Annotated in this window: 15 protein-coding genes; 3 read left to right on the top strand and 12 right to left on the bottom strand. The window is 36.9% G+C overall.

Annotation, left to right across the window (positions count from 1 at the left end):
* Positions 1 to 29 precede the first annotated feature (29 nt).
* The 3 genes from secDF to PXC01_RS08055 form a co-directional block, all read right to left on the bottom strand.
* A complete protein-coding gene (secDF, locus tag PXC01_RS08065) occupies positions 30 to 3,017 on the bottom strand; it encodes a protein translocase subunit SecDF (protein WP_276471776.1) in 2,988 nt (995 codons plus the stop codon).
* Between the two features lie 117 nt (positions 3,018 to 3,134).
* Positions 3,135 to 3,752: a hypothetical protein gene (locus tag PXC01_RS08060; RefSeq protein WP_276471775.1), complete on the bottom strand. Its 618-nt coding sequence runs from the start codon at positions 3,750 to 3,752 to the stop codon at positions 3,135 to 3,137.
* A gap of 137 nt (positions 3,753 to 3,889) precedes the next feature.
* Complete coding sequence (locus PXC01_RS08055; RefSeq protein WP_276471774.1) at positions 3,890 to 4,816, bottom strand: malate dehydrogenase; 927 nt, start codon at positions 4,814 to 4,816, stop codon at positions 3,890 to 3,892.
* Between the two features lie 290 nt (positions 4,817 to 5,106).
* Between PXC01_RS08055 and PXC01_RS08050 the strand changes: the two genes are divergently transcribed.
* A complete protein-coding gene (locus PXC01_RS08050) occupies positions 5,107 to 5,484 on the top strand; it encodes a hypothetical protein (protein WP_276471773.1) in 378 nt (125 codons plus the stop codon).
* 182 nt (positions 5,485 to 5,666) lie between these two features.
* Here PXC01_RS08050 and PXC01_RS08045 read toward each other — a convergent pair whose 3' ends face one another.
* Positions 5,667 to 6,683, bottom strand: a complete 1,017-nt coding sequence (locus tag PXC01_RS08045) for a DUF6588 family protein (protein ID WP_276471772.1) — start codon at positions 6,681 to 6,683, stop codon at positions 5,667 to 5,669.
* 70 nt (positions 6,684 to 6,753) lie between these two features.
* On the bottom strand, positions 6,754 to 8,694 hold the full coding sequence (gene gyrB / locus PXC01_RS08040) for a DNA topoisomerase (ATP-hydrolyzing) subunit B (RefSeq protein ID WP_276471771.1): 1,941 nt from the start codon (positions 8,692 to 8,694) through the stop codon (positions 6,754 to 6,756).
* 393 nt (positions 8,695 to 9,087) lie between these two features.
* Here gyrB and PXC01_RS08035 point away from each other — a divergent pair, with 393 nt between their 5' ends.
* Entirely contained in the window at positions 9,088 to 9,273 is a 186-nt protein-coding gene (locus PXC01_RS08035) for a CsbD family protein (RefSeq protein WP_276471770.1), read from the top strand.
* An 89-nt stretch (positions 9,274 to 9,362) separates the two neighbouring features.
* Here PXC01_RS08035 and asnB read toward each other — a convergent pair whose 3' ends face one another.
* The gene (asnB, locus tag PXC01_RS08030) at positions 9,363 to 11,036 is read right to left on the bottom strand and encodes an asparagine synthase B (RefSeq protein WP_276471769.1); all 1,674 of its coding nucleotides are present in this window, start codon (positions 11,034 to 11,036) and stop codon (positions 9,363 to 9,365) included.
* A gap of 245 nt (positions 11,037 to 11,281) precedes the next feature.
* Here asnB and PXC01_RS08025 point away from each other — a divergent pair, with 245 nt between their 5' ends.
* Positions 11,282 to 11,821 (top strand): DUF2911 domain-containing protein, encoded by a 540-nt coding sequence (locus PXC01_RS08025; protein ID WP_276471768.1) that lies wholly within the window; start codon positions 11,282 to 11,284, stop codon positions 11,819 to 11,821.
* 67 nt (positions 11,822 to 11,888) lie between these two features.
* Here the strand turns inward: PXC01_RS08025 and PXC01_RS08020 are convergent, their stop codons facing one another.
* The 6 genes from PXC01_RS08020 to PXC01_RS07995 all read right to left on the bottom strand — a co-directional run bounded on the left by PXC01_RS08020 (position 11,889) and on the right by PXC01_RS07995 (position 19,906).
* Complete coding sequence (locus PXC01_RS08020) at positions 11,889 to 13,514, bottom strand: amidohydrolase (protein WP_420828581.1); 1,626 nt, start codon at positions 13,512 to 13,514, stop codon at positions 11,889 to 11,891.
* Between the two features lie 98 nt (positions 13,515 to 13,612).
* On the bottom strand, positions 13,613 to 14,044 hold the full coding sequence (locus PXC01_RS08015) for a hypothetical protein (RefSeq protein WP_276471767.1): 432 nt from the start codon (positions 14,042 to 14,044) through the stop codon (positions 13,613 to 13,615).
* A 74-nt stretch (positions 14,045 to 14,118) separates the two neighbouring features.
* Positions 14,119 to 15,942: a DUF885 domain-containing protein gene (locus PXC01_RS08010; RefSeq protein WP_276471766.1), complete on the bottom strand. Its 1,824-nt coding sequence runs from the start codon at positions 15,940 to 15,942 to the stop codon at positions 14,119 to 14,121.
* A gap of 76 nt (positions 15,943 to 16,018) precedes the next feature.
* Complete coding sequence (locus PXC01_RS08005) at positions 16,019 to 16,780, bottom strand: NYN domain-containing protein (RefSeq protein WP_276471765.1); 762 nt, start codon at positions 16,778 to 16,780, stop codon at positions 16,019 to 16,021.
* Positions 16,781 to 16,920: 140 nt separating this feature from the next.
* On the bottom strand, positions 16,921 to 18,018 hold the full coding sequence (locus PXC01_RS08000) for an OmpA family protein (RefSeq protein WP_276471764.1): 1,098 nt from the start codon (positions 18,016 to 18,018) through the stop codon (positions 16,921 to 16,923).
* Positions 18,019 to 18,151: 133 nt separating this feature from the next.
* A complete protein-coding gene (locus tag PXC01_RS07995; RefSeq protein WP_276471763.1) occupies positions 18,152 to 19,906 on the bottom strand; it encodes a TonB-dependent receptor in 1,755 nt (584 codons plus the stop codon).
* Positions 19,907 to 19,912 lie beyond the last annotated feature (6 nt).

Here is a 19,912-nt window from a genome sequence, read left to right as displayed (position 1 = left end):
GGCTTTTTCTATTTGAGTTAGTTAGACTATTATTCTACTTCAGTAGAAGGCTTAGCATTGCCCGAAGTAATTTTCTTGCTCAATGCATCGAACATTACCGGAGTTGCAATAAATACAGATGAATATGTACCTACAAGAACACCTACGATCATTGCGAACATAAATCCTCTTAATGACTCACCTCCAAAAATAAAGATTGCCAATAATACTACCAATGTAGTCAAAGATGTATTCAATGTTCTACTTAACGTGGTATTAATAGCATAGTTAATGTTAGAACCACCTTTCCAGCCACGTTCGGCCAAAGTTTCACGAATACGGTCAAATACTACCACGGTATCATTCAGCGAGTAACCAATTACGGTCAGGATCGCCGCAATGAACGCTTGGTCAATTTCCATGTTAAATGGCATTAGTTTACCAAAAATTGAGAATACACCAAGTACAATCAATACATCATGGAATACTGCAGTTACAGCACCCAATGAGAATTGCCATCTTCTAAATCTTATTAAGATATATAGGAACACTACAAGTAATGACCCTAAAATAGCCAAGAATGCGTTTTTCTGAATATCATCTGCAATTGTAGGACCAACCTTTACAGATGCCAAAATACCAACTGCTTCATCATCAACACCGCCCAATACGAAGGCTTCTTTACTAAACCCGTCCGGCAAATACTTCTGAAGGGAAGTGTAAAGTTTATCCTGAATTTCAGTATCCACTTCTATACCCTCTACATCTACTTTATAAGGCGTGGTAATTTTCACTTGGTTAGACTCGCCATATGTTTTCACATTTGTTCCGCTACCAAATACGGTATTCAATTCTGATGTTATTTCAGAAGGATTTACAGGATTCTCAAAACGAACAGTATATGAACGTCCTCCTATAAAATCTACACCCTTTTGTAATCCCGGTCCTGCTAACAATGAGAATAAACCAACTGCTATTAAAATTCCTGATATTATGTAAGCAATCTTTCTTTTCTTCAAGAAATCAACATTAATTCCTTTGAAAAGGTTTTTAGTGATGCCAGTGGAGAAATCCAAACTTCTACCTTTTCCACTAATATACCAGTCGATTAACAAACGAGTGATGAATATTGCAGTAAATAAAGATGTAATAATACCAATAAGTAAGGTAGTTGCGAAACCTTTAATTGGACCTGATCCAAAAATAAATAAGATAACCGCAGTTAAACCTGTAGTAATGTTCGCATCTAAAATTGAAGACAATGCATTACCAAAACCATCTGCAACAGCTTGGCTCTTACCTTTACCTTTTGCCAACTCTTCCTTAATACGTTCAAAGATCAGTACGTTAGCATCAACAGACATACCAAGCGTTAAAACAATACCGGCAATACCAGGTAAAGTCAATACCGCATTTAAACTAGTTAAGACACCAAATATTAATAAGATGTTCAACATTAAAGCGATATCCGCAAATACACCTGCTTTACCGTAATAACCGATCATCCATAAAAGAACGATTATAAAAGCGATCAAGAATGACATAAAACCACTATCAATAGCTTCTTGACCTAATGAAGGACCAACAATTTCCGATTGAATGATTTCTGCAGAAGCAGGAAGTTTACCAGCTCTAAGCACATTAGAAATATCTTTAGTCTCGTTTACGGTAAAGTCGCCCGTAATCTCTGAACGACCACCGGAGATTGGACCAGAAGAAACACCAGGAGCAGTATATACCTTGTTATCCAGAACAATTGCAATACCGGTCTGGTTGGTGTAAGCATCACCGGTTAATTTTTCCCATTCCTTGGCTCCTTTCGTATTCATGGTCATAGAAACGGCAGGCTTACTGAACTGATCAAAATCTGCTCTAGCATCACTAACAACATCACCACTAATTCTTGGTGTACCCTCGCGGTTAGACTTCAATGCGTATAAATCAATAACCTCAGTATCTTCTGATGAAGGTCTTTCCCAAACAAATTTTGTAAACTGTATATCAGCAGGCAATAATCTTCTGATTTCCGGCATTCTTAAATAAGAACCAATAGTTGCCGTATCTTTTATTGCGGCACGGAACATTGCATTTGATCCTGGATTAGCAGGAATCAATAATTCGTATAAAGGATTTACCTGTGTCGCTAAATCTAAAGAATCAGCGGAAACATCAGATAATAATGAATCTAATTCAGACTCCTCTTTAACCTGTTCTGGCTGCTTAACGTCAACAATTGTTTTTAATTTCTCGTTCGCTTGAATAAGGAACGTACTGAAGCTGGTATTACTTTGCTTGTACGTTTCCCAAAATTCTAATTGAGCAGTACTTGATAAAAGATCTTGTGCTCTAGCGATATCTCTAGCACCTGGCAATTCTACCAAAATACGACCAGAGTTACCTTCTCTTTGAATGTTTGGTTGTGTAACACCAAAACCATCTATACGTTCTCTTAGTACCTCAAAGGCAGAAACGATGGACTCATCTATTTTTCTACGGATGATAGGCTTAACCTCATCATCGGACATTTGAAAGTTGATCTCATCACTAAGACCTTTATTGGCGAAGATATCTGGTGAAGCTAATTTAGTATCACCTTTAATATTATCGAAAGCTTCAAAAAACAAATCGATATACGTGTCATCACTATTACTAGCAGCAGCATCTGCATCAGCTAGTGCTTTATTGAATATTGGGCTCTTGGTATTATTAGCCAACCCTTTAAGGATATCCTTAATAGAAATCTGTAAGGTAACGTTAATACCACCTTTAAGGTCAAGACCTTTATTTAGTTCTTTCTTTTTAGCTTCATTATAGTTGGTATACCCAAAAACAGGGTTGTTACCAATAGAATCAAGATAGCTAGCAGCTGCAGCCTCTCTTTTTGCTATATAGCCTTCTTCAGATTCAGAAATACGGCTAGCAGCGAAAGTGTTCGCTTCTTTTTCTACTTTACTAGTTACGAAAGTATAGGATAGCTGGTAAATACTGACTAACCCAAATAATAAAGCAAACAGCTTTATAAGTCCTTTGTTTTGCATTTTAATAGTTTATTTAATTTATGTTGATTAAGATTTTGTGTATGTTAAAAACCAAGGCAACAGACTTTTACGTTAAAAGTTATTACGCTCCTTAGTGTTCGTATATGTTATCGGAAATTAACTATTTCCACATGTGCAAGGCCCTGCCCTTACTTCTGGAATTATTTGTGAAGTATTATCTATTGCTATTGCAATAGTTCTATTAATCTTAAAAGCCGTACTTACAAGAACATCTTGTTCTAATGCTACAGCATTACAAAACGGTAATAATACCGGATCGGTTATTGTTTTGGTACTCTGCTTTTGAACAGCAACGATAGTTGCATTTAAAGTCACTCCATGTTCAGCTTGCTGATGAAGATCGGATACAACTAGGTTATACGTTTCAGGAAGTTCCTCTGATGGATAATCCGAAGGAAACCCTTCTTCGTGGGAAAGTGCCCGTTCATTTTCTTCGGACAAGAACTTTTTTACACTAATTGCATCAACATCACTATAGTAACGTATACTTAACTGAGCACCGTTATTCTCTATAATTTCAACGCTATTAACCCCTAGAATCTCAAGCTTGGTGGTAATTGCCTCCAAAATATCATCATGGGCGGATTCCGAAGCTAATTCTACATCTTCAAATTGCAGTACAATTTGTTGATTAGAAGCTTTAGTTTGCTCTTGACTTAGCCCCAATAAGGCTAGAATAATAAATAAAGTACTTACGCACCATTTTGCATTCATGCGGCAAATATAAAAAGAAAGATTATTCTAAGTAGTATATTTTTTACATATATACCACCAAGGTATCCCTAATAAAATAAACAAAGTCCTTATAGTTAGACTATAAGGACTCTGTTCTATTGTTAAGCGTAGTTAAACTATAACTCTAAAAGGCCATTGGTCTTTGTTACACCGGCAGCACTTTCTTGCATTTTTGCTTTCTCTGCATCACTTAATGGAATATCCACTATTTTCTCGATACCATCTTTACCCAAGATTACAGGAACACCTATACAGATATCCTTTAAACCGTATTCTCCATCTAACATTGTAGAACAAGGGAACATTTTCTTTTGATCACAAGCAATTGCCTGAACCATTGAAGAAACTGCCGCACCAGGGGCATACCAAGCACTAGTTCCTAATAATTTGGTCAATGTAGCACCACCAACCTTAGTATCAGCAGCAACTTGCTCCAATCTTTCATCAGACAAGAATTCAGATACACGAATACTATTTCTAGTTGCGTGAGAAGTTAAAGGAACCATACCGGTGTCACTATGGCCACCAATTACCATACCGTCAATATCAGAAATAGGAGCTTCCATTGCTTCTGCCAAACGATACTTAAAACGTGCGCTATCCAAAGCACCGCCCATACCAATAATTCTATTTTTAGGTAAACCAGTAGTTTTATGGACCAAATAAGTCATGGTATCCATAGGGTTACTTACCACTATGATAATAACATTAGGTGAGTGCTCTAAAAGATTACTTGAAACCGTTTTAACGATACCGGCATTGATACCGATCAATTCTTCCCTAGTCATACCAGGTTTTCTTGGTATACCAGAAGTAATTACGGCAACATGACTATCAGCTGTCTTAGCGTAATCGTTAGTACTGCCCGTTATCTTTGTATCAAATCCGTTTAAAGAGGCCGTTTGCATTAAATCCATCGCCTTTCCTTCAGCATAACCTTCTTTAATGTCCAAAATAACCACTTCCGATGCAAAATCCTTAATGGCAATGTACTCTGCACAACTAGCACCTACCGCACCAGCACCTACAACTGTAACTTTCATTTATTTTTATTTTATGAATTATTATATATAAAATGGAATGTCCATTTTATGATTATTGAATTTCCTTTCCAAAAATAGGTATTTATTGATGAATTATCGTACTGACCTATTGATTTTATTACCCTTACAAGACATTAAAAACATCGATAAAATGCACATTTTGTTAATTTTTTTTGCGCTTTAACGAAGAAATCGTCAAAAAGCGACCATACATCGAATTAAAATAATAACACAAAATTACTCACGTTAATTACTGTGGATCCCAAATCCAAAATTAAATTAACCTACTTATGACTAAGAAGTTCCTCTCTTTGTTGGCCATATGTGCCATAGTATTTCTTGCAAACTGTTCTCGTATAGAAGAGAACAACGATCCTATAATAGGATTATGGTCTCAATCTGAGCTAATCGTGACAGAGAGCTCTTCAAAACAAACAATTCGTAAAGAATGGATTTTTAACGATGTCTACCTAGGAAGATATCAAGAGATAGACGGTTCTACGATTATCCTAAAAACAGATTTCAACTGGTCCAAAAAAGACGATGTATATACTGTAGAGTATAAAGGTCTTAAAGATAAACCCAATAATGTTATCACTATCAAAGCAACGGATGAGGGCTCTTACCTTCAAAAGAAGGATGGTGCAACATTGGCCATAAGGGAATAAACGATTTTAACAGGGCCATGGGAAAAAGGCTGTCCGGAGGGATCTGGGCAGTCTTTTTTATACCCATAGTTGTTCTAGATCAGCTTTTTAAAAGTATTACCTACACTTTTTAAAGTACAAAAAAAAGGTCCGACGGAATTAGAGATAATTCCTATCGGACCTTTTAAATTTAAAACCTTTATTTATCTAAAACCAAAGTTGACCCCAACCGTTGCCGTATTGAACTCTCCTAGATTATATTCAGCATTCAGCCTAAAGAAACCTAATTTAAGTTTGGTACCTAAAGTACCGGTTACACCATCTACCTTCTTTGTAATAGAAAATGGATCCTCATACGTTTCAGAAGCAAAAGGGCCTCTGGTAACCCTATACGTTCCCAACACATCAGTTACAGATTTACCTGTAATATAATTTACCCCTCCATAAAAATTAATGATCGGCAGTTTGGTAGAAACGACCGCTCCAAACGCCCAACTACTAATTTGAGCTTCTATACGTTGATTTTCACCATCTATTAAATCTGCATTTGCCAAATCATAGTCACCACTAATGTTGGTATAACCTACAACGGCGGAAATTGCTACAGGTAGTATCTTATCTGCCGGTAATAGTTTTGTGAAATCATGCTGAAGTCCAACACCGAACAATCCAATAGATGCATCTTCGTATTCTATTTTAGGAAGAAATCTTGCTTTTAGCTCCGTTCCTTTTATCAACCCTACACTACCCTGCAAATATCCTGAAGGAACAAAATCAATATCTTCTCCTGCCAAGCCCGAAGGTAGTTCAAAAGTCTCACGAACCGTTACACCCAAAACTTCACCTTCTACAAACACTTCTGTACCTGAAATATCCCCTAATGCGGTAGACACTTCTCTTGCAACTCCCGGGTTGTCCACAAAATCTAAATTCTGATAATCACTAGGATCCAAGATGAAGGTCTTTTTATCCTCTTTATTCTTAAAGCCGGTAATGTTACCTATGATCGAGATTTCAAAACCGCCCAACGGTTTTGCATCGGCAGTATTGTACCACCCGGTAGACATGCTATACACCACACTTTCTGAAAGAGGCGACATATAATCCGTCGTAAATCGTTCTGCATCTTCAACTCCTGCCGAAAGAACATTATTAAAATCTGCCTGAGCTGAAGCAGTCAAGCATGTTCCAACAATAATACATGTAAGTAGATTTTTCATAATTAAAATTTTATTAAAACTAAAAAACCTGCGCTGTAGACGCAGGTTTTTGTTGTGTAAGTATTAGATTCTATGTGTCAATGTTTGCATAAACGGCATTTTTCTCAATAAACTCTCTTCGTGGCGGCACTTCGTCACCCATTAGCATTGAGAAAACACGATCGGTTTCCGTGGCGTTGTCTATTTGTATTTGACGTAAGGTCCTAAACTCTGGGTTCATAGTGGTATCCCATAATTGTTCAGCGTTCATTTCACCAAGACCTTTGTAACGTTGTATACTAACACCACCGCTATAACTATCTGCAATTTCATCACGTTCTTTATCACTCCAGGCGTATTGCTTTTTCTGACCCTTCTTAACCAAGTATAAAGGCGGTGTAGCAATGTAAATATGACCTTGCTCTACCAATTCTCTCATATAACGGAAGAAGAACGTTAAAATCAATGTTTCAATATGACTACCATCAACATCGGCATCACACATGATGACTACCTTATGATATCTCAGTTTCTCAAGGTTTAATGCCTTACTATCCTCTTCGGTACCTATGGTAACACCCAAAGCAGTATACATATTTTTAATTTCTTCGTTTTCAAAAACTTTATGTTGCATAGCTTTTTCAACGTTCAAAATCTTACCTCGTAACGGTAGGATCGCCTGGAAATTACGATCACGTCCCATTTTGGCAGTACCACCCGCCGAATCTCCCTCAACAAGGAATATTTCGCATTTTTCAGGATCTTGTTCAGAACAATCCGATAGTTTACCAGGTAGTCCACCACCGCTCATAACATTCTTACGCTGTACCATTTCACGAGCCTTAGAAGCTGCATGTCTAGCCTGTGCCGCAAGGATAACTTTTTGAACAATGGTCTTTGCATCATCTGGATGCTCTTCAAGATAATTGGTCAGCATTTCGGAAACCGCCTGACTAACAGCTGCAGAAACCTCTCTGTTCCCTAATTTTGTCTTTGTCTGGCCTTCAAATTGAGGCTCAGAAACTTTTACGGACACAATTGCCGTAAGACCCTCACGGAAATCATCACCTTGAATTTCAAACTTTAATTTATCCAACATTCCAGAGGCATCCGCATATTTCTTAAGCGTAGAGGTCAAACCTCTTCTAAACCCTGATAAATGCGTACCACCTTCGTGTGTATTAATATTGTTTACATAAGAATGAAGGTTCTCCGTATAACTTGTATTATAGATCATGGCCACTTCTACGGGAATATCATTTTTTTCCCCTTCCATAGCAATAACCCCTTGTATTAAAGACTCACGGTTACCATCTAAAAACTTTACAAATTCCTTAAGACCTTCGTTAGAGAAAAACGTTTCACTAACAAATTCTCCTTTTTCATCTTTTTGGCGCTTGTCCGTAATACTTATAGTTACTCCTTTGTTCAAGAAAGAAAGCTCTCGCATTCTATTGGCCAAAGTTTCATAGCTATATTCTATAGTTTGGGTAAAAATGGTGTTATCTGGGTGAAAAGTAACCTCGGTACCTCTCTCTTCCGTCTCCCCTATTCTTTTTACAGGATATAATGCTTTACCACGCTCATACTCTTGTTGCCAAATTACACCGTCCCTGAATACCGTTGCCGTCAAATGATCGGATAATGCGTTTACACAAGAAACACCAACACCGTGCAGACCACCAGAAACTTTATAAGAATCTTTATCGAATTTACCACCGGCACCAATTTTGGTCATAACCACCTCTAGTGCAGAAACACCTTCTTTTTTATGAAGGTCTACCGGGATACCCCTACCATTATCTCTTGTTGTTATAGAATTGTCCTCGTTTATGATTACGCTTATGCTGTCACAATGACCACCCATAGCTTCATCAATAGAGTTATCCACTACTTCATATACCAAATGGTGCAAACCACGGACCCCAACATCACCTATATACATGGACGGACGCATACGTACGTGCTCCATTCCCTCCAAGGCCTGAATACTATCTGCCGAATAATTTTTCTTATTTGCTTCTTCGCTCATAAAATTAAGGTTGTTTTACTTCAAATTTTGCAATCTTACAAATATACGCAATACCCCATGAAATATAGCCTTTCTAGCTATTGGACAAAAGCAAGTTATCAACAATAATTGTGGAAAATTACCCCCTTACGCTTAAATGACGCTAAATTTCCAAATTCAACCTTCTACCGCTACCAAGAAGTTCAATTTCATAAAAAAACAACGTTTAAAATTCATGGAAAAACCTAAAACATGAATCAACATCTTAATGAACCTTTGACCAATGTTAACAATTACAGTAGAAATTAACGGTATACATTTGATTGTTTGCGTTATCCAATTCCTACCCAAAATATTAAGATTTACTTTACATATGGATGTTAACTTAGAGGTATAATCTTAAAACAATCTATTATGAACGAAGAACAATTTAAAGGTAAGTGGAATATAGCAAAAGGAAAACTTAAACAAAAGTATGGAGACCTAACAGATGACGACCTTACTTATGCCGAAGGTAAATCTGATGAGCTATTGGGACGTATTCAAGAAAAGACCGGAGAGTCAAAGGAGAAACTAAAAGAGATGATCGATAGCTTCTAAAAGTTAAAATTATACTTATTATAAAAAAGCAAACCCCGCCTACAAAGTAGACGGGGTTTTTACAATAGATATAATGACTAATTCAAACCCTATTGTTTAACATAAGCTTCGTCATGTACGTTAGCTATAGCCCTACCTGAAGGATCGTTCATATTTTTGAACGCCTCGTCCCACTCCAATGCCGTTGCGGTACTACAAGCTACACTTGCTTCTTGTGGTACACTTAAGGCTGCGGCATCACTAGGAAAATGCCCTTCAAAAATAGTTCTATAGTAATACTCTTCTTTGTTCAATGGCGTGTTGATCGGAAAGCGGAACGCCGCATTTTCAATTTGCTCATCTGTTATTTCCTTATCTACCAGTTCTTTTAAGGTATCTATCCAGCTATAACCAACACCATCGCTAAATTGCTCTTTTTGTCTCCAAGCTACGCTTTCAGGTATCATATCCTCAAAAGCTTTACGAACTACCCACTTCTCCATACGTTCTCCGTTGATCATTTTATCTTCTGGGTTAATACGCATAGCTACATCCATAAACTCTTTATCCAAAAATGGCACACGACCTTCAATACCCCAAGCGGCCAAACTTTTGTTTGCCCTTAAGCAATCGTACATGTGCAACTTATCTAATTTACGAACGGTCTCTTCATGAAACTCCCTAGCATTTGGTGCTTTATGAAAGTATAGATAACCTCCAAAAATCTCATCTGCACCTTCACCGGACAATACCATTTTTATACCCATGGACTTAATAACACGAGCCATTAAATACATTGGTGTAGATGAACGAATGGTAGTAATATCATATGTTTCAATATTATAGATAACATCTTTAATTGCATCTAAACCTTCTTGAATGGTAAATTTAATTTCATGATGTACCGTACCAATGTGGTCCGCTACTTTTTGTGCGGCCGCCAAATCTGGAGACCCCTCCAGACCAACGGAAAAAGAGTGTAACTGTGGGTACCAAGCATCTGCCGTATCACCACTCTCAATTCTTTTCTGTGCATACTTTTTAGCAACGGCAGAAGTAACAGATGAATCCAAACCACCGGACAACAATACGCCATAAGGCACATCTGACATCAATTGTCTATGAACTGCTGCCTCTAAAGCCTCTTTTACTTCTTGTATACTAGTTTCGTTATCCTTTACGGCATCATACTCCATCCAATCTCTAGAGTACCATCTTTTCAATTCGCCGTCAGCACTATGTAAATAATGTCCTGGAGGAAATAATTCTATCTTGGTACATGTACCTTCCAAAGCCTTTAACTCTGATGCTACATAGAAAGTACCGTTTTTATCCCAACCCATGTATAGAGGAATAATGCCCATATGGTCACGAGCAACAAAATATTCATCTTTATCGGCATCGTAAATGGTAAAACCAAAAATACCGTTCAATTCATCTAAAAACTTAACCCCTTTTTCCTGGTATAAAGCCAATATTACTTCACAGTCAGACTCGGTCTGAAAATCATATGTACCCTCAAACTGCTTACGTAATTCTCTATGATTATATATTTCGCCATTGGCAGCCAATATCAATTTACCATTAGGACTCAATAATGGTTGTTTTCCAGAAGCTGGATCAACTATAGCCAAACGCTCGTGAGCTAAAATGGCTTTATCATCAGCATAGATACCACTCCAATCCGGACCTCTATGTCTAATCTTTTTTGACATTTCTAAAAGTTGAGGCCTAAGTACCTCAGTACTTTCCTTAACATCAAATGCACATACTATTCCACACATAATCTAATTATTATATCATTTCGAATTCAAATATCAACTTATAGTTTCAATTAACAAACACATATATTAATTATGGTTACATATTGTAACAATAAAATGATTTATTAATTTAATTTGACATCTATTTAACATTTACATAGTTTAAAACATGACATAATGTAACTAACATAAAATTTAACTTCTTTTTATTAATCGGACTGTAAGGAACTGCTTAGTTTTATGGCCTAGAAACCTAAACAATTATTATGAAAAACGTATTTACACTAGCTACACTTATTTTTGCCTTAGTTTTTACCGCTTCTGCAACAGCCCAAGAATTTTCCGGAATAGATAAAAGTCCTATGGACATTGCCGCCTACCCTACAGATTACAAAGTTTCTGAAAAGGCCGTTCGTATCATTTACGGAAGACCACAATTAAAAGGCCGTTCAATGGAAGAATTGGCGCCTACCGGAAAAGTTTGGAGAACCGGTGCAAACGAAGCTCCAGAAATTACTTTCTACAAGGATGTTACTTTTGGTGGTAAAGCTGTTAAAGCTGGTACATACTCTTTATTCACCATACCAGGTGGAGACGAGTGGACGGTTATATTAAACAAAAACCTAAACCAATGGGGTTCATATTTTTATGATGAAGCCGCCGATGTTGCCCGCGTAACCGTACCAAACGGTTCTGATGCCGCATCATTAGAAGAATTTTCAATTGCATTTAAAGATGCCAATGATGGCGCCGAATTGGTTATGGGATGGGACAAAACAAGAGTTGCAGTTCCAATTACAATGTAATTAAAAACTTAATTTATTAAAAAAGCCTCGGTCATTGACCGAGGCTTTTTCTTTGACCTATATTATTTTATTTAACTATACCGTTTACAAATGTCTGTTCTGCACGAATTGTTGGTATTTCAGCAACAGGTACCGTCATCATATCCTTATCATAAATAACAAAATCCGCAAACTTGCCCGGCTCTATACTGCCCTTTTCATCTTCTTCAAAATTTGAATATGCCGCCCAAATGGTCATACCCTTTAATGTTTCTTCCCTAGACAAAGCTTCCTCCATTTGAAATCCTCCTTCTGGATATCCACTGGTATCCTGTCTTGCCACAGCAGCGTAAAACGTTAAAAACGGACTTACATCTTCTACAGGGAAATCTGTTCCTAATGCTATAGTACCTGCTTTGTTCAACAACGTTTTGTATGCATAAGCACCTTTTACTCTTTCTCCCAAACGTTCTTCTGCCCAATACATATCACTAGTAGCGTGCGTAGGTTGTACTGAAGGAATTATACCGTCCTCAAAATAATCGAAATCTCCTTCCGTAAGAACTTGTGCATGTTCAATTTTCCAACGTCTATCATCCTTACCTTTCAATACATTCTTGTACGCCCTTAATACAGCTATATTGGCCGAATCTCCTATAGCGTGCGTATTCATTTGATATTCCGAATTTGCAAGTTTCTCTGCAAGCGCCTCAATATCCGCAACAGGAGTAATCATTGCACCAAAATGTTTGGGTAAATCACTATACTCCTCTTTCAAGGCAGCCCCTCTAGAACCTAAAGCTCCGTCACCATATACTTTTACGGACCTTACATTTAATCGATCTGTCTTAATTGGCCCTTTTTCTATAAAATAATCAACATCGTCCTTATTATTGCTAACCATGGCATAGATTCTTATAGACAACTCGCCCGCCTGTTGTAAACTGTCTATAAGTTCAATGGTACTTCTATCCAGTCCGGCATCATTTACGGTTGTTAGACCGTGGTTAAAGCTAATTCTTTCCGCATCTTTCAACGCCGTAATTTTATCTTCCAAACTTGGCAGCGGCATTATACTATCTATAAGTGACATAGGGTTATCCACTAAAACACCGGTGATACCAGAATATCCGTTTTCCCACTTTCTTACTATTTCACCACCTTCAACTTTAGTGCTCCAATCAATACCGGCCATATCTAGCGCTTTTTGGTTCACCAAATATGCATGACCGTCTACACGTTCCAAAGCAACAGGTATGTCAGGGAATATGGTATCTAACTCTGCCTTGGTGGGGAATTCCTTAATTTCCCAATCGTTCTGGTCCCAACCTCTACCTCTTAAAAACGATTTTGGATTGGCCGCATGAAATGCTTTAACACGTTCCAAAACCTCTTCAAAACTTTTAGTGCCAACTAAATCTACTAATTGTTGATTAAGACCTAAACCATAAAAATGGCAGTGTGCATCTATTAGACCAGGGGTAATGGCCCTACCATCGGCATCTATCAATTGATCAGAGGTATATACATCCCTAATTTCTTCGGTGGTACCAACAGCTATGAATTTACCGTCTTGTACGGCAAATGCCTGTGCTTCTGAAAAAGAGTCGTCAACGGTATAAACCTTGGCGTTAAAAATTACCAGGTCAACTTTCTCTTTCATGAGTTCGCAACCAGATAATAATACAAGTAAAATGGGAAGTAATTTTTTCACAATAAAATAGTTAGTTATCAGAATAGCAAAAGTAAGCAGGGTTGACCTACTTCAAATAATATTGAAAACTAAGTATTTTTTCGGAAAGATTTAAATCTTTATTCTACAGGTAATGTGCGCTTAGCTAAAACTTCACTTGATCTATTCTCAGAATAACACTCGCCGATCATTTTATCGCCTTCTACCTCAAGTACAAAAGAAGTACGCTCTATACCTTCCATATTGATATTAAAATTGATCCTATTTTCTTCAACCTTAATATCCTGCCCATTAAGTGAGCCGGTCTTTAAACTGATTACAACATCATAAATTCCGTTTTTTTCCGAAATAAAAATACGCCCCTTTTTATAAGGAGCATCGGCATTGGGCATTAAAAAATTCCAAACACCCACAACAGGGCTATTATCAATTATTTGCTCATGTTTTAATTCCTCGTAAGATGAATTTACCTTTCGGTTTTCAACAAATGAATTAATGCATAAAACATTTACAAATAAGACAACTTTTATTAAAACATGGTTAGTGTTCATATTATAAAGTATTGTTTTATATTAAATAGTAACGATATTAAATTCATAATATTTTAACAAATGTAGGTCATTTACTACAATTTATTATTTTGTTCGGCAATCCAATGCGCTATTTTTTCTTCCAATAATACTAGAGGCAAACTACCGGAATTTAGGATTTGACTATGAAATTTTCTTATATCGAATCTTTCGCCCAAGCTAGTTTCTGCCCTAGTCCGTAGTTCCCTTATCTTTAACTGACCAATTTTATAGGACAGCGCTTGCCCCGGGGTGGCCATGTACCTTTCAATTTCAGCGATAATACCTTCTTCTGACTCAGCTTCGTTATCCAATGAATACTGTATAGCCTTTTCCCTACTCCATCCTTTTGCATGTAAACCCGTATCTACAACTAGCCTGATCGCCCTATGCATTTCCATGCTCAGCATGCCAAAATATTGATAAGGGTCTGTATAGACACCCAATTCTTTCCCCAAAGATTCTGCATATAATGCCCAACCTTCTACAAATACACCCATACTTTCAGGATGCAAGAATTCTGGAAGATTTTTATTCTCTTGCTGTAGACTTAATTGAAAATGATGGCCAGGTATGGCTTCATGCAAGAACAAAGCTTCATCATGAATAGTATTATATGATTTTACATTGGGTATCGGCACATAGAAAATACCACTTCTGGAACCATCTTTTGACCCGGGAACATATTCCGCACTTGCAGATGCTTCTCTAAACGCCTCGGTTCTTCGTACATGAAAACCGGCTTTGGGCGTTAATGCAAAAAGAGAATCAATTTTAAGAGCTATACGATCATTAATGTTATTAAAATTTTTAATTACTTCTTCAGGTTTTGAAAAAGGTGTCAATTCTTTTTTATTACGCAGAAATTTAAAAAATGATCTTAAATCGCCTTCAAACCCTATTTCATTTTTAACAATTTCCATTTCCTTTGAAATACGAGCCACTTCAGACAATCCCAATTCATGAATTTCATCTGCCGTCATGTTGGTGGTGGTATGCAATTTTATTAAATACTGATACGTCTCTTTACCATTTGGCAAGTCTAATAATCCATCAGTATCCCTAGAAACCAGCAAGTACTCGTCAGTTAAAAACCGATCTAATTCCACGTATTTAGGAATCAATCTCTCTTCTATAAAATCTTCATAGTTACTTTTTAAGATATCCATATCCACATCAGACAAGCCTTCTGGAAAATTTAAAATGGGCTTATAGAAAAGGTTCTCATCTAAGGGAACATCTATAAACGATCGTACTTGTGGTAGCATTTTAAGCGTAAGCTCTTTTGGCAGTACTATACCGCTATCCGCGCCAATTTTCATCTTTTCTATAGCGGTATCTAAAAAAGTCAAGTAATCTTCTAACCTGTTTAACCAATTATTATAATCTTCAATAGAATTAAAAGGCTGTACACTAGTACCACCGCCCAACTGCGCAATGTACAAATGCAAAGATTGTATTTGAAAAAGCGGCATAAGCTCAAAACTTGGCAAGTCATAAATTGGTGATGCAACCGTAACCAAAGGATTCATTAGCCCCTCTAACTTAACGTTACAATCCCATTCCATAACGCGCATACTCATATAATCCGTTGCGCTTACTTGGGTAGAATCATACTTGCCCAACTCCTCTAAAAAATAGGTGTAACGGTCTTTTAAGTGTAGAATGTAGTCATCAGAAATATAGTTGGCTATGGTATCATTATAAACCATATACCCCGCTTTGGTAGCTTCAATTGGATTTATGCTTTTTTTAAAATCATAAAATTCGGTAAAAACTTCGGCAATTGTTCTGGTATTGTTAAGCTGGTCATTTTTTGCCGTTTCTTTACAAGAACTAATGACAACAACAAATAAAAGTAGCCACAGTGTGCGGATCATAATAGTAGAATTTGTAAGGGAAAATACAAAACTATTATGATCGGTCAATTTCTGTTTAACGGAATATTTAAAAGAACTACTTCTTTGATTTGGAATTTGCCTTCTCCTTTATTTTAACGTAAATCAATTTTTTACGCCCTTTGGAATCTTCTCTTCGTTCAATTTCAAAATGAGGAATGGAATTTATAAGCGGAGTCAATTTTTGAAACCCGTAGTTACGAGAATCAAAATTTGGTTGTTTTTTTTGCAATAAACTGCCTACATCTCCTAAAAACGCCCATCCGTCATCATCAGCAACATCGTCAATAGTCGTTGAAATAAAACGTAACGCTTTTGGAGTAATCTTGTCTACCGTATTTTTTTCTGTAGGGGTCTTATTGGTAGCATCTGTAGTTTCTTCCTCTGATCTACTTTTTAAAATTTCAATATATATAAATTTGTCACAAGCTACTATAAACGGGTTAGGGGTTTTACGTTCACCAATACCGAACACCTGCATACCGGCTTCCCTTAACCTGGTTGCCAAACGTGTAAAATCACTATCACTACTAACAATACAAAAGCCATTTACCTTACCAGAATACAGAACATCCATAGCGTCTATGATCATAGCGGAATCTGTGGCATTTTTACCTTGTGTATAACCATATTGTTGAATAGGCGTAATGGCATTTTCCAGCAGTACATTTTTCCATTTTCCCAATCGGGGATTGGTCCAATCGCCATAAATACGCTTAATAGTAGGGTTACCATATTTGGCAATTTCTTCCATCATTTCTTTTACATATGCAGAAGGTATATTGTCCCCATCTATCAGTACCGCTAAATTTAAATCCATTTGTAGTGTTTTATGTAAAGATAGATTGATTTCTACTTGAACGGCAACAAGTTCATCAATAATGTTAATAATGATTTTAATAATGCATGTTATTATACAAACTTATCCACCCTGCCAAAAATGGGAAGCTAAGACAATAACTATTCTAGCTCGCTTAACACAAACTCTACACGCCGGTTTAAAAACCTACCCTTCTCCGTATGATTTGAAGCTATAGGTTTTAAACTTCCATAACCGTTCAGTGAAATTCTACTTTTCTGAATACCGCCTTTTATCAAGTAATCTACTACTTCTTCTGCTCGTTGTACAGACAATTTTTGATTGAAAGCATCAGAACCAACATCATCTGTATGCCCAAAAATTTGAATAGTAATAGCTGGATGAGCGGTTAAAAAGGAAAGTAAAGATTCCATTTCTTGTTTATGGTCTCCTCTAATTTTAGCTTTATTAGAATTGAAATGAACGTCTTTAAAAATATGTACCCTATCCAATTCATATTCTTTACCTAAGGCAACACCAGATTTTGACTTTACATTACTTACGGTTACCATATCTACATAATAATATGAGCCTTTGGTAATTTTTCTTTTGGTCTGGTATTTTTGGGTACGTTTATTGTTTTTAAAATTACCGATAATCATGTAGTTTTCCTTGCCAGTGGCTAAATATTCGGTTGTCAATTGCACCCATTTTATTTCATCGGAATAATATTTGGAATATGATATTTCCATAGCCGGTGATATTTCTCCCTTTAATTTAGAAAAGTGTAATCCAGATAATACCTTGCTCGTAGCCACGTTAACAGGAAGCTCGGTAAAACGGATACCAAATTCCTTGACCGCAAAATCTGACCGTTCTGCCAAACTCACATAAAAAGAAACCGTGTAATGTTCACCTTTCGTCAAGGTCGTGCTCAACTTTGCTTGAATATATTCTCTATAATCATTAGGGGCATACATGTAAAACCCCACATAGCCTGTTCCAAAATTTGCAGGCTGTTTTCCATTAAAATTCTCAGGGGTACCCATGGCAATGCTACACCCATTAAAGTAATCAGTAGAACCTAGACTGGGCATACTCCAATCCATTACATCTTTTTCCAAATTGCCCAATGCAACGGGACATTGCCTATAATCTTCAAAACTAGGGTTCACCACCAAATTCTGACTCGCTAAAAGAAATGGTATGCACAGCACAAGCAAAAGCAGAAGATTTAGATATGGTCTTATAGTTGACATGCGCATTAAATAGTTTCCCTAAAATACAGAAAAGATAAAATATGGCCGTTTTGCCAAATTTTTATACCTAAAAAACCCTTCTCTATGATGAGAAGGGTTCTTATAGTATTACATATTGTACTAATGCTATGTATTAAAAATCGAACTTATAGGTTGCCCCACCTAAAATCTGTATTCCTTGAACTTGAAAATTAGCCCATCTTTGGTAAGTATTATTAGACAGGTTTGCACCCTTTATAAAAAACGACCATTGATCTGTATAACGATACCCTACGTGTGCATTGGCATCAAAATAGCCATCTAAGGTAATTAGTGTAGCAGGAAAATCATTTGGTTGTGTATTTTGAACGACCGTGGAAGAAAAATCATCACGCTCACCAACATAGAACAAGTTAGCACCAGCGTACCACTTCTCTCCAATTTGGTAATCCATGAACAAAGAGGCTTGCAAATTTGGTAAGTTCCAAGCCGGGTTGCCGGTTTCCGTACTGTAATCATAGACCTCAACATTTGCACCTGCGGTAAAATTACGGTTCACATCTACATTCAACTCCCCAAAAATTCCCAAGGTCTTTATATCGTCATAGAACACACCGAACGAATTACCATAATAATACCCTTTATCATCTGACCTGAAATCGTTTCTAGGGTTCAATGTATACAATGGTCTGTTATTCTCCGCTGAATAAGAGCCTTTTACATTATAACTTAAATTGGGCAATAACTGACCTTTAAAACCTACATAAGCATTGTACTGGCTATCTGTTGGCGCAATATTTAACGTTGGCGAAACAAAAGGGTTACCCTCTACAAAATCATAATACGAGTTTTGCTTCAACTCACCAGTTACACCACCATAAGCAATTACGGTTTCATCTAACAACCTATACGAAGCCGTTACAGCCGGATAGATATAGAAATTACTTTCACTGTTCTCCAAATCCATTCCGTACACCAAATTCACTCCCAAATTCAAGGAAAGATCATCACGCAACATGGTTAATGACGGATTAATACCTGCTTGCAAATTACCATAGGAAATTCCGCTATCATTAGTGCTGCTATTTACATCCGCGTTCTCAAAAGTACCACCAACATAATCTACATTAATCTTGGCGTTAAAGGTCTCGTCATTTACGGGAAATACGAACGAAGAATTGAAAATAGCCCTATTCTCACCAGAACTTACGGCATCAAAAAATCTTCTATACTTTAAATCTGCCCTTTTAAAATAAGCATCTTCCACGTTTATGTGACCACTTACTTCGCCCATATAATAGTTTTGACGTTCATCTATACCGTTAAGGACGGTTTCACTGAACACACCAGGCTCAATACCGTACCAATTATATAGTTGATGTTGCAACCCAATGGCCGCACCCCAATCTAAATCCCTATCTCTTTTTGCATACGATGCATCTAACCTGGTATCATAAAAGGTATCGTTCAGCTCTACACCGTTGATTCCACCACGAGAAGACAAATGGTTGAAACCAATATCAAAATTTTCATCTCTATTTATTTTTCTACTGGTGTAAAATTCGCCAAGAACATTACCATACAATCCGGCGCCCAAAGAAGCATATGAATTATACAATATAGGCGGTGGCAACTTTTCTACTTTTGAAGCCGTTCCCTTGTTGGGGGTAAATGTAGATGCTACGGGAACAGAAAATATGCTGTAATTGATGGGTTTTTTCTGCAGAACAATAGAATCGTTCATGTTTGGTACCGATTTAATTTTAAAAGCATCTGAAACGGTTGGCGTGTAGGCTTTGGTCACCGTTACGGTTTCCGTACCCAAATCTTTCTCTTCCTCTTCTTGAGCAAAAGTAACTTGAAAGCCAAGCGTTAAAAATATAAGCGTAAATATATGTTTGTTGTACATAGGTGT

Source organism: Maribacter huludaoensis (genome assembly GCF_029350945.1).
Taxonomy (GTDB): Bacteria; Bacteroidota; Bacteroidia; order Flavobacteriales; family Flavobacteriaceae; genus Maribacter; species Maribacter huludaoensis.
The sequence above is the reverse complement of the archived record's forward strand: the minus strand, read 5'-3'. Positions and strand labels throughout refer to the sequence as shown.

Excerpts from the sequence above, each read along its gene's own strand:
- secDF (WP_276471776.1), bottom strand. The coding sequence starts at position 3,017 with ATGCAAAACAAAGGACTTATAAAGCTGTTTGCTTTATTATTTGGGTTA.
- PXC01_RS08060 (WP_276471775.1), bottom strand. The coding sequence starts at position 3,752 with ATGAATGCAAAATGGTGCGTAAGTACTTTATTTATTATTCTAGCCTTA.
- PXC01_RS08055 (WP_276471774.1), bottom strand. The coding sequence starts at position 4,816 with ATGAAAGTTACAGTTGTAGGTGCTGGTGCGGTAGGTGCTAGTTGTGCA.
- PXC01_RS08050 (WP_276471773.1), top strand. The coding sequence starts at position 5,107 with ATGACTAAGAAGTTCCTCTCTTTGTTGGCCATATGTGCCATAGTATTT.
- PXC01_RS08045 (WP_276471772.1), bottom strand. The coding sequence starts at position 6,683 with ATGAAAAATCTACTTACATGTATTATTGTTGGAACATGCTTGACTGCT.
- gyrB (WP_276471771.1), bottom strand. The coding sequence starts at position 8,694 with ATGAGCGAAGAAGCAAATAAGAAAAATTATTCGGCAGATAGTATTCAG.
- PXC01_RS08035 (WP_276471770.1), top strand. The coding sequence starts at position 9,088 with ATGAACGAAGAACAATTTAAAGGTAAGTGGAATATAGCAAAAGGAAAA.
- asnB (WP_276471769.1), bottom strand. The coding sequence starts at position 11,036 with ATGTGTGGAATAGTATGTGCATTTGATGTTAAGGAAAGTACTGAGGTA.
- PXC01_RS08025 (WP_276471768.1), top strand. The coding sequence starts at position 11,282 with ATGAAAAACGTATTTACACTAGCTACACTTATTTTTGCCTTAGTTTTT.
- PXC01_RS08015 (WP_276471767.1), bottom strand. The coding sequence starts at position 14,044 with ATGAACACTAACCATGTTTTAATAAAAGTTGTCTTATTTGTAAATGTT.
- PXC01_RS08010 (WP_276471766.1), bottom strand. The coding sequence starts at position 15,942 with ATGATCCGCACACTGTGGCTACTTTTATTTGTTGTTGTCATTAGTTCT.
- PXC01_RS08005 (WP_276471765.1), bottom strand. The coding sequence starts at position 16,780 with ATGGATTTAAATTTAGCGGTACTGATAGATGGGGACAATATACCTTCT.
- PXC01_RS08000 (WP_276471764.1), bottom strand. The coding sequence starts at position 18,018 with ATGTCAACTATAAGACCATATCTAAATCTTCTGCTTTTGCTTGTGCTG.
- PXC01_RS07995 (WP_276471763.1), bottom strand. The coding sequence starts at position 19,906 with ATGTACAACAAACATATATTTACGCTTATATTTTTAACGCTTGGCTTT.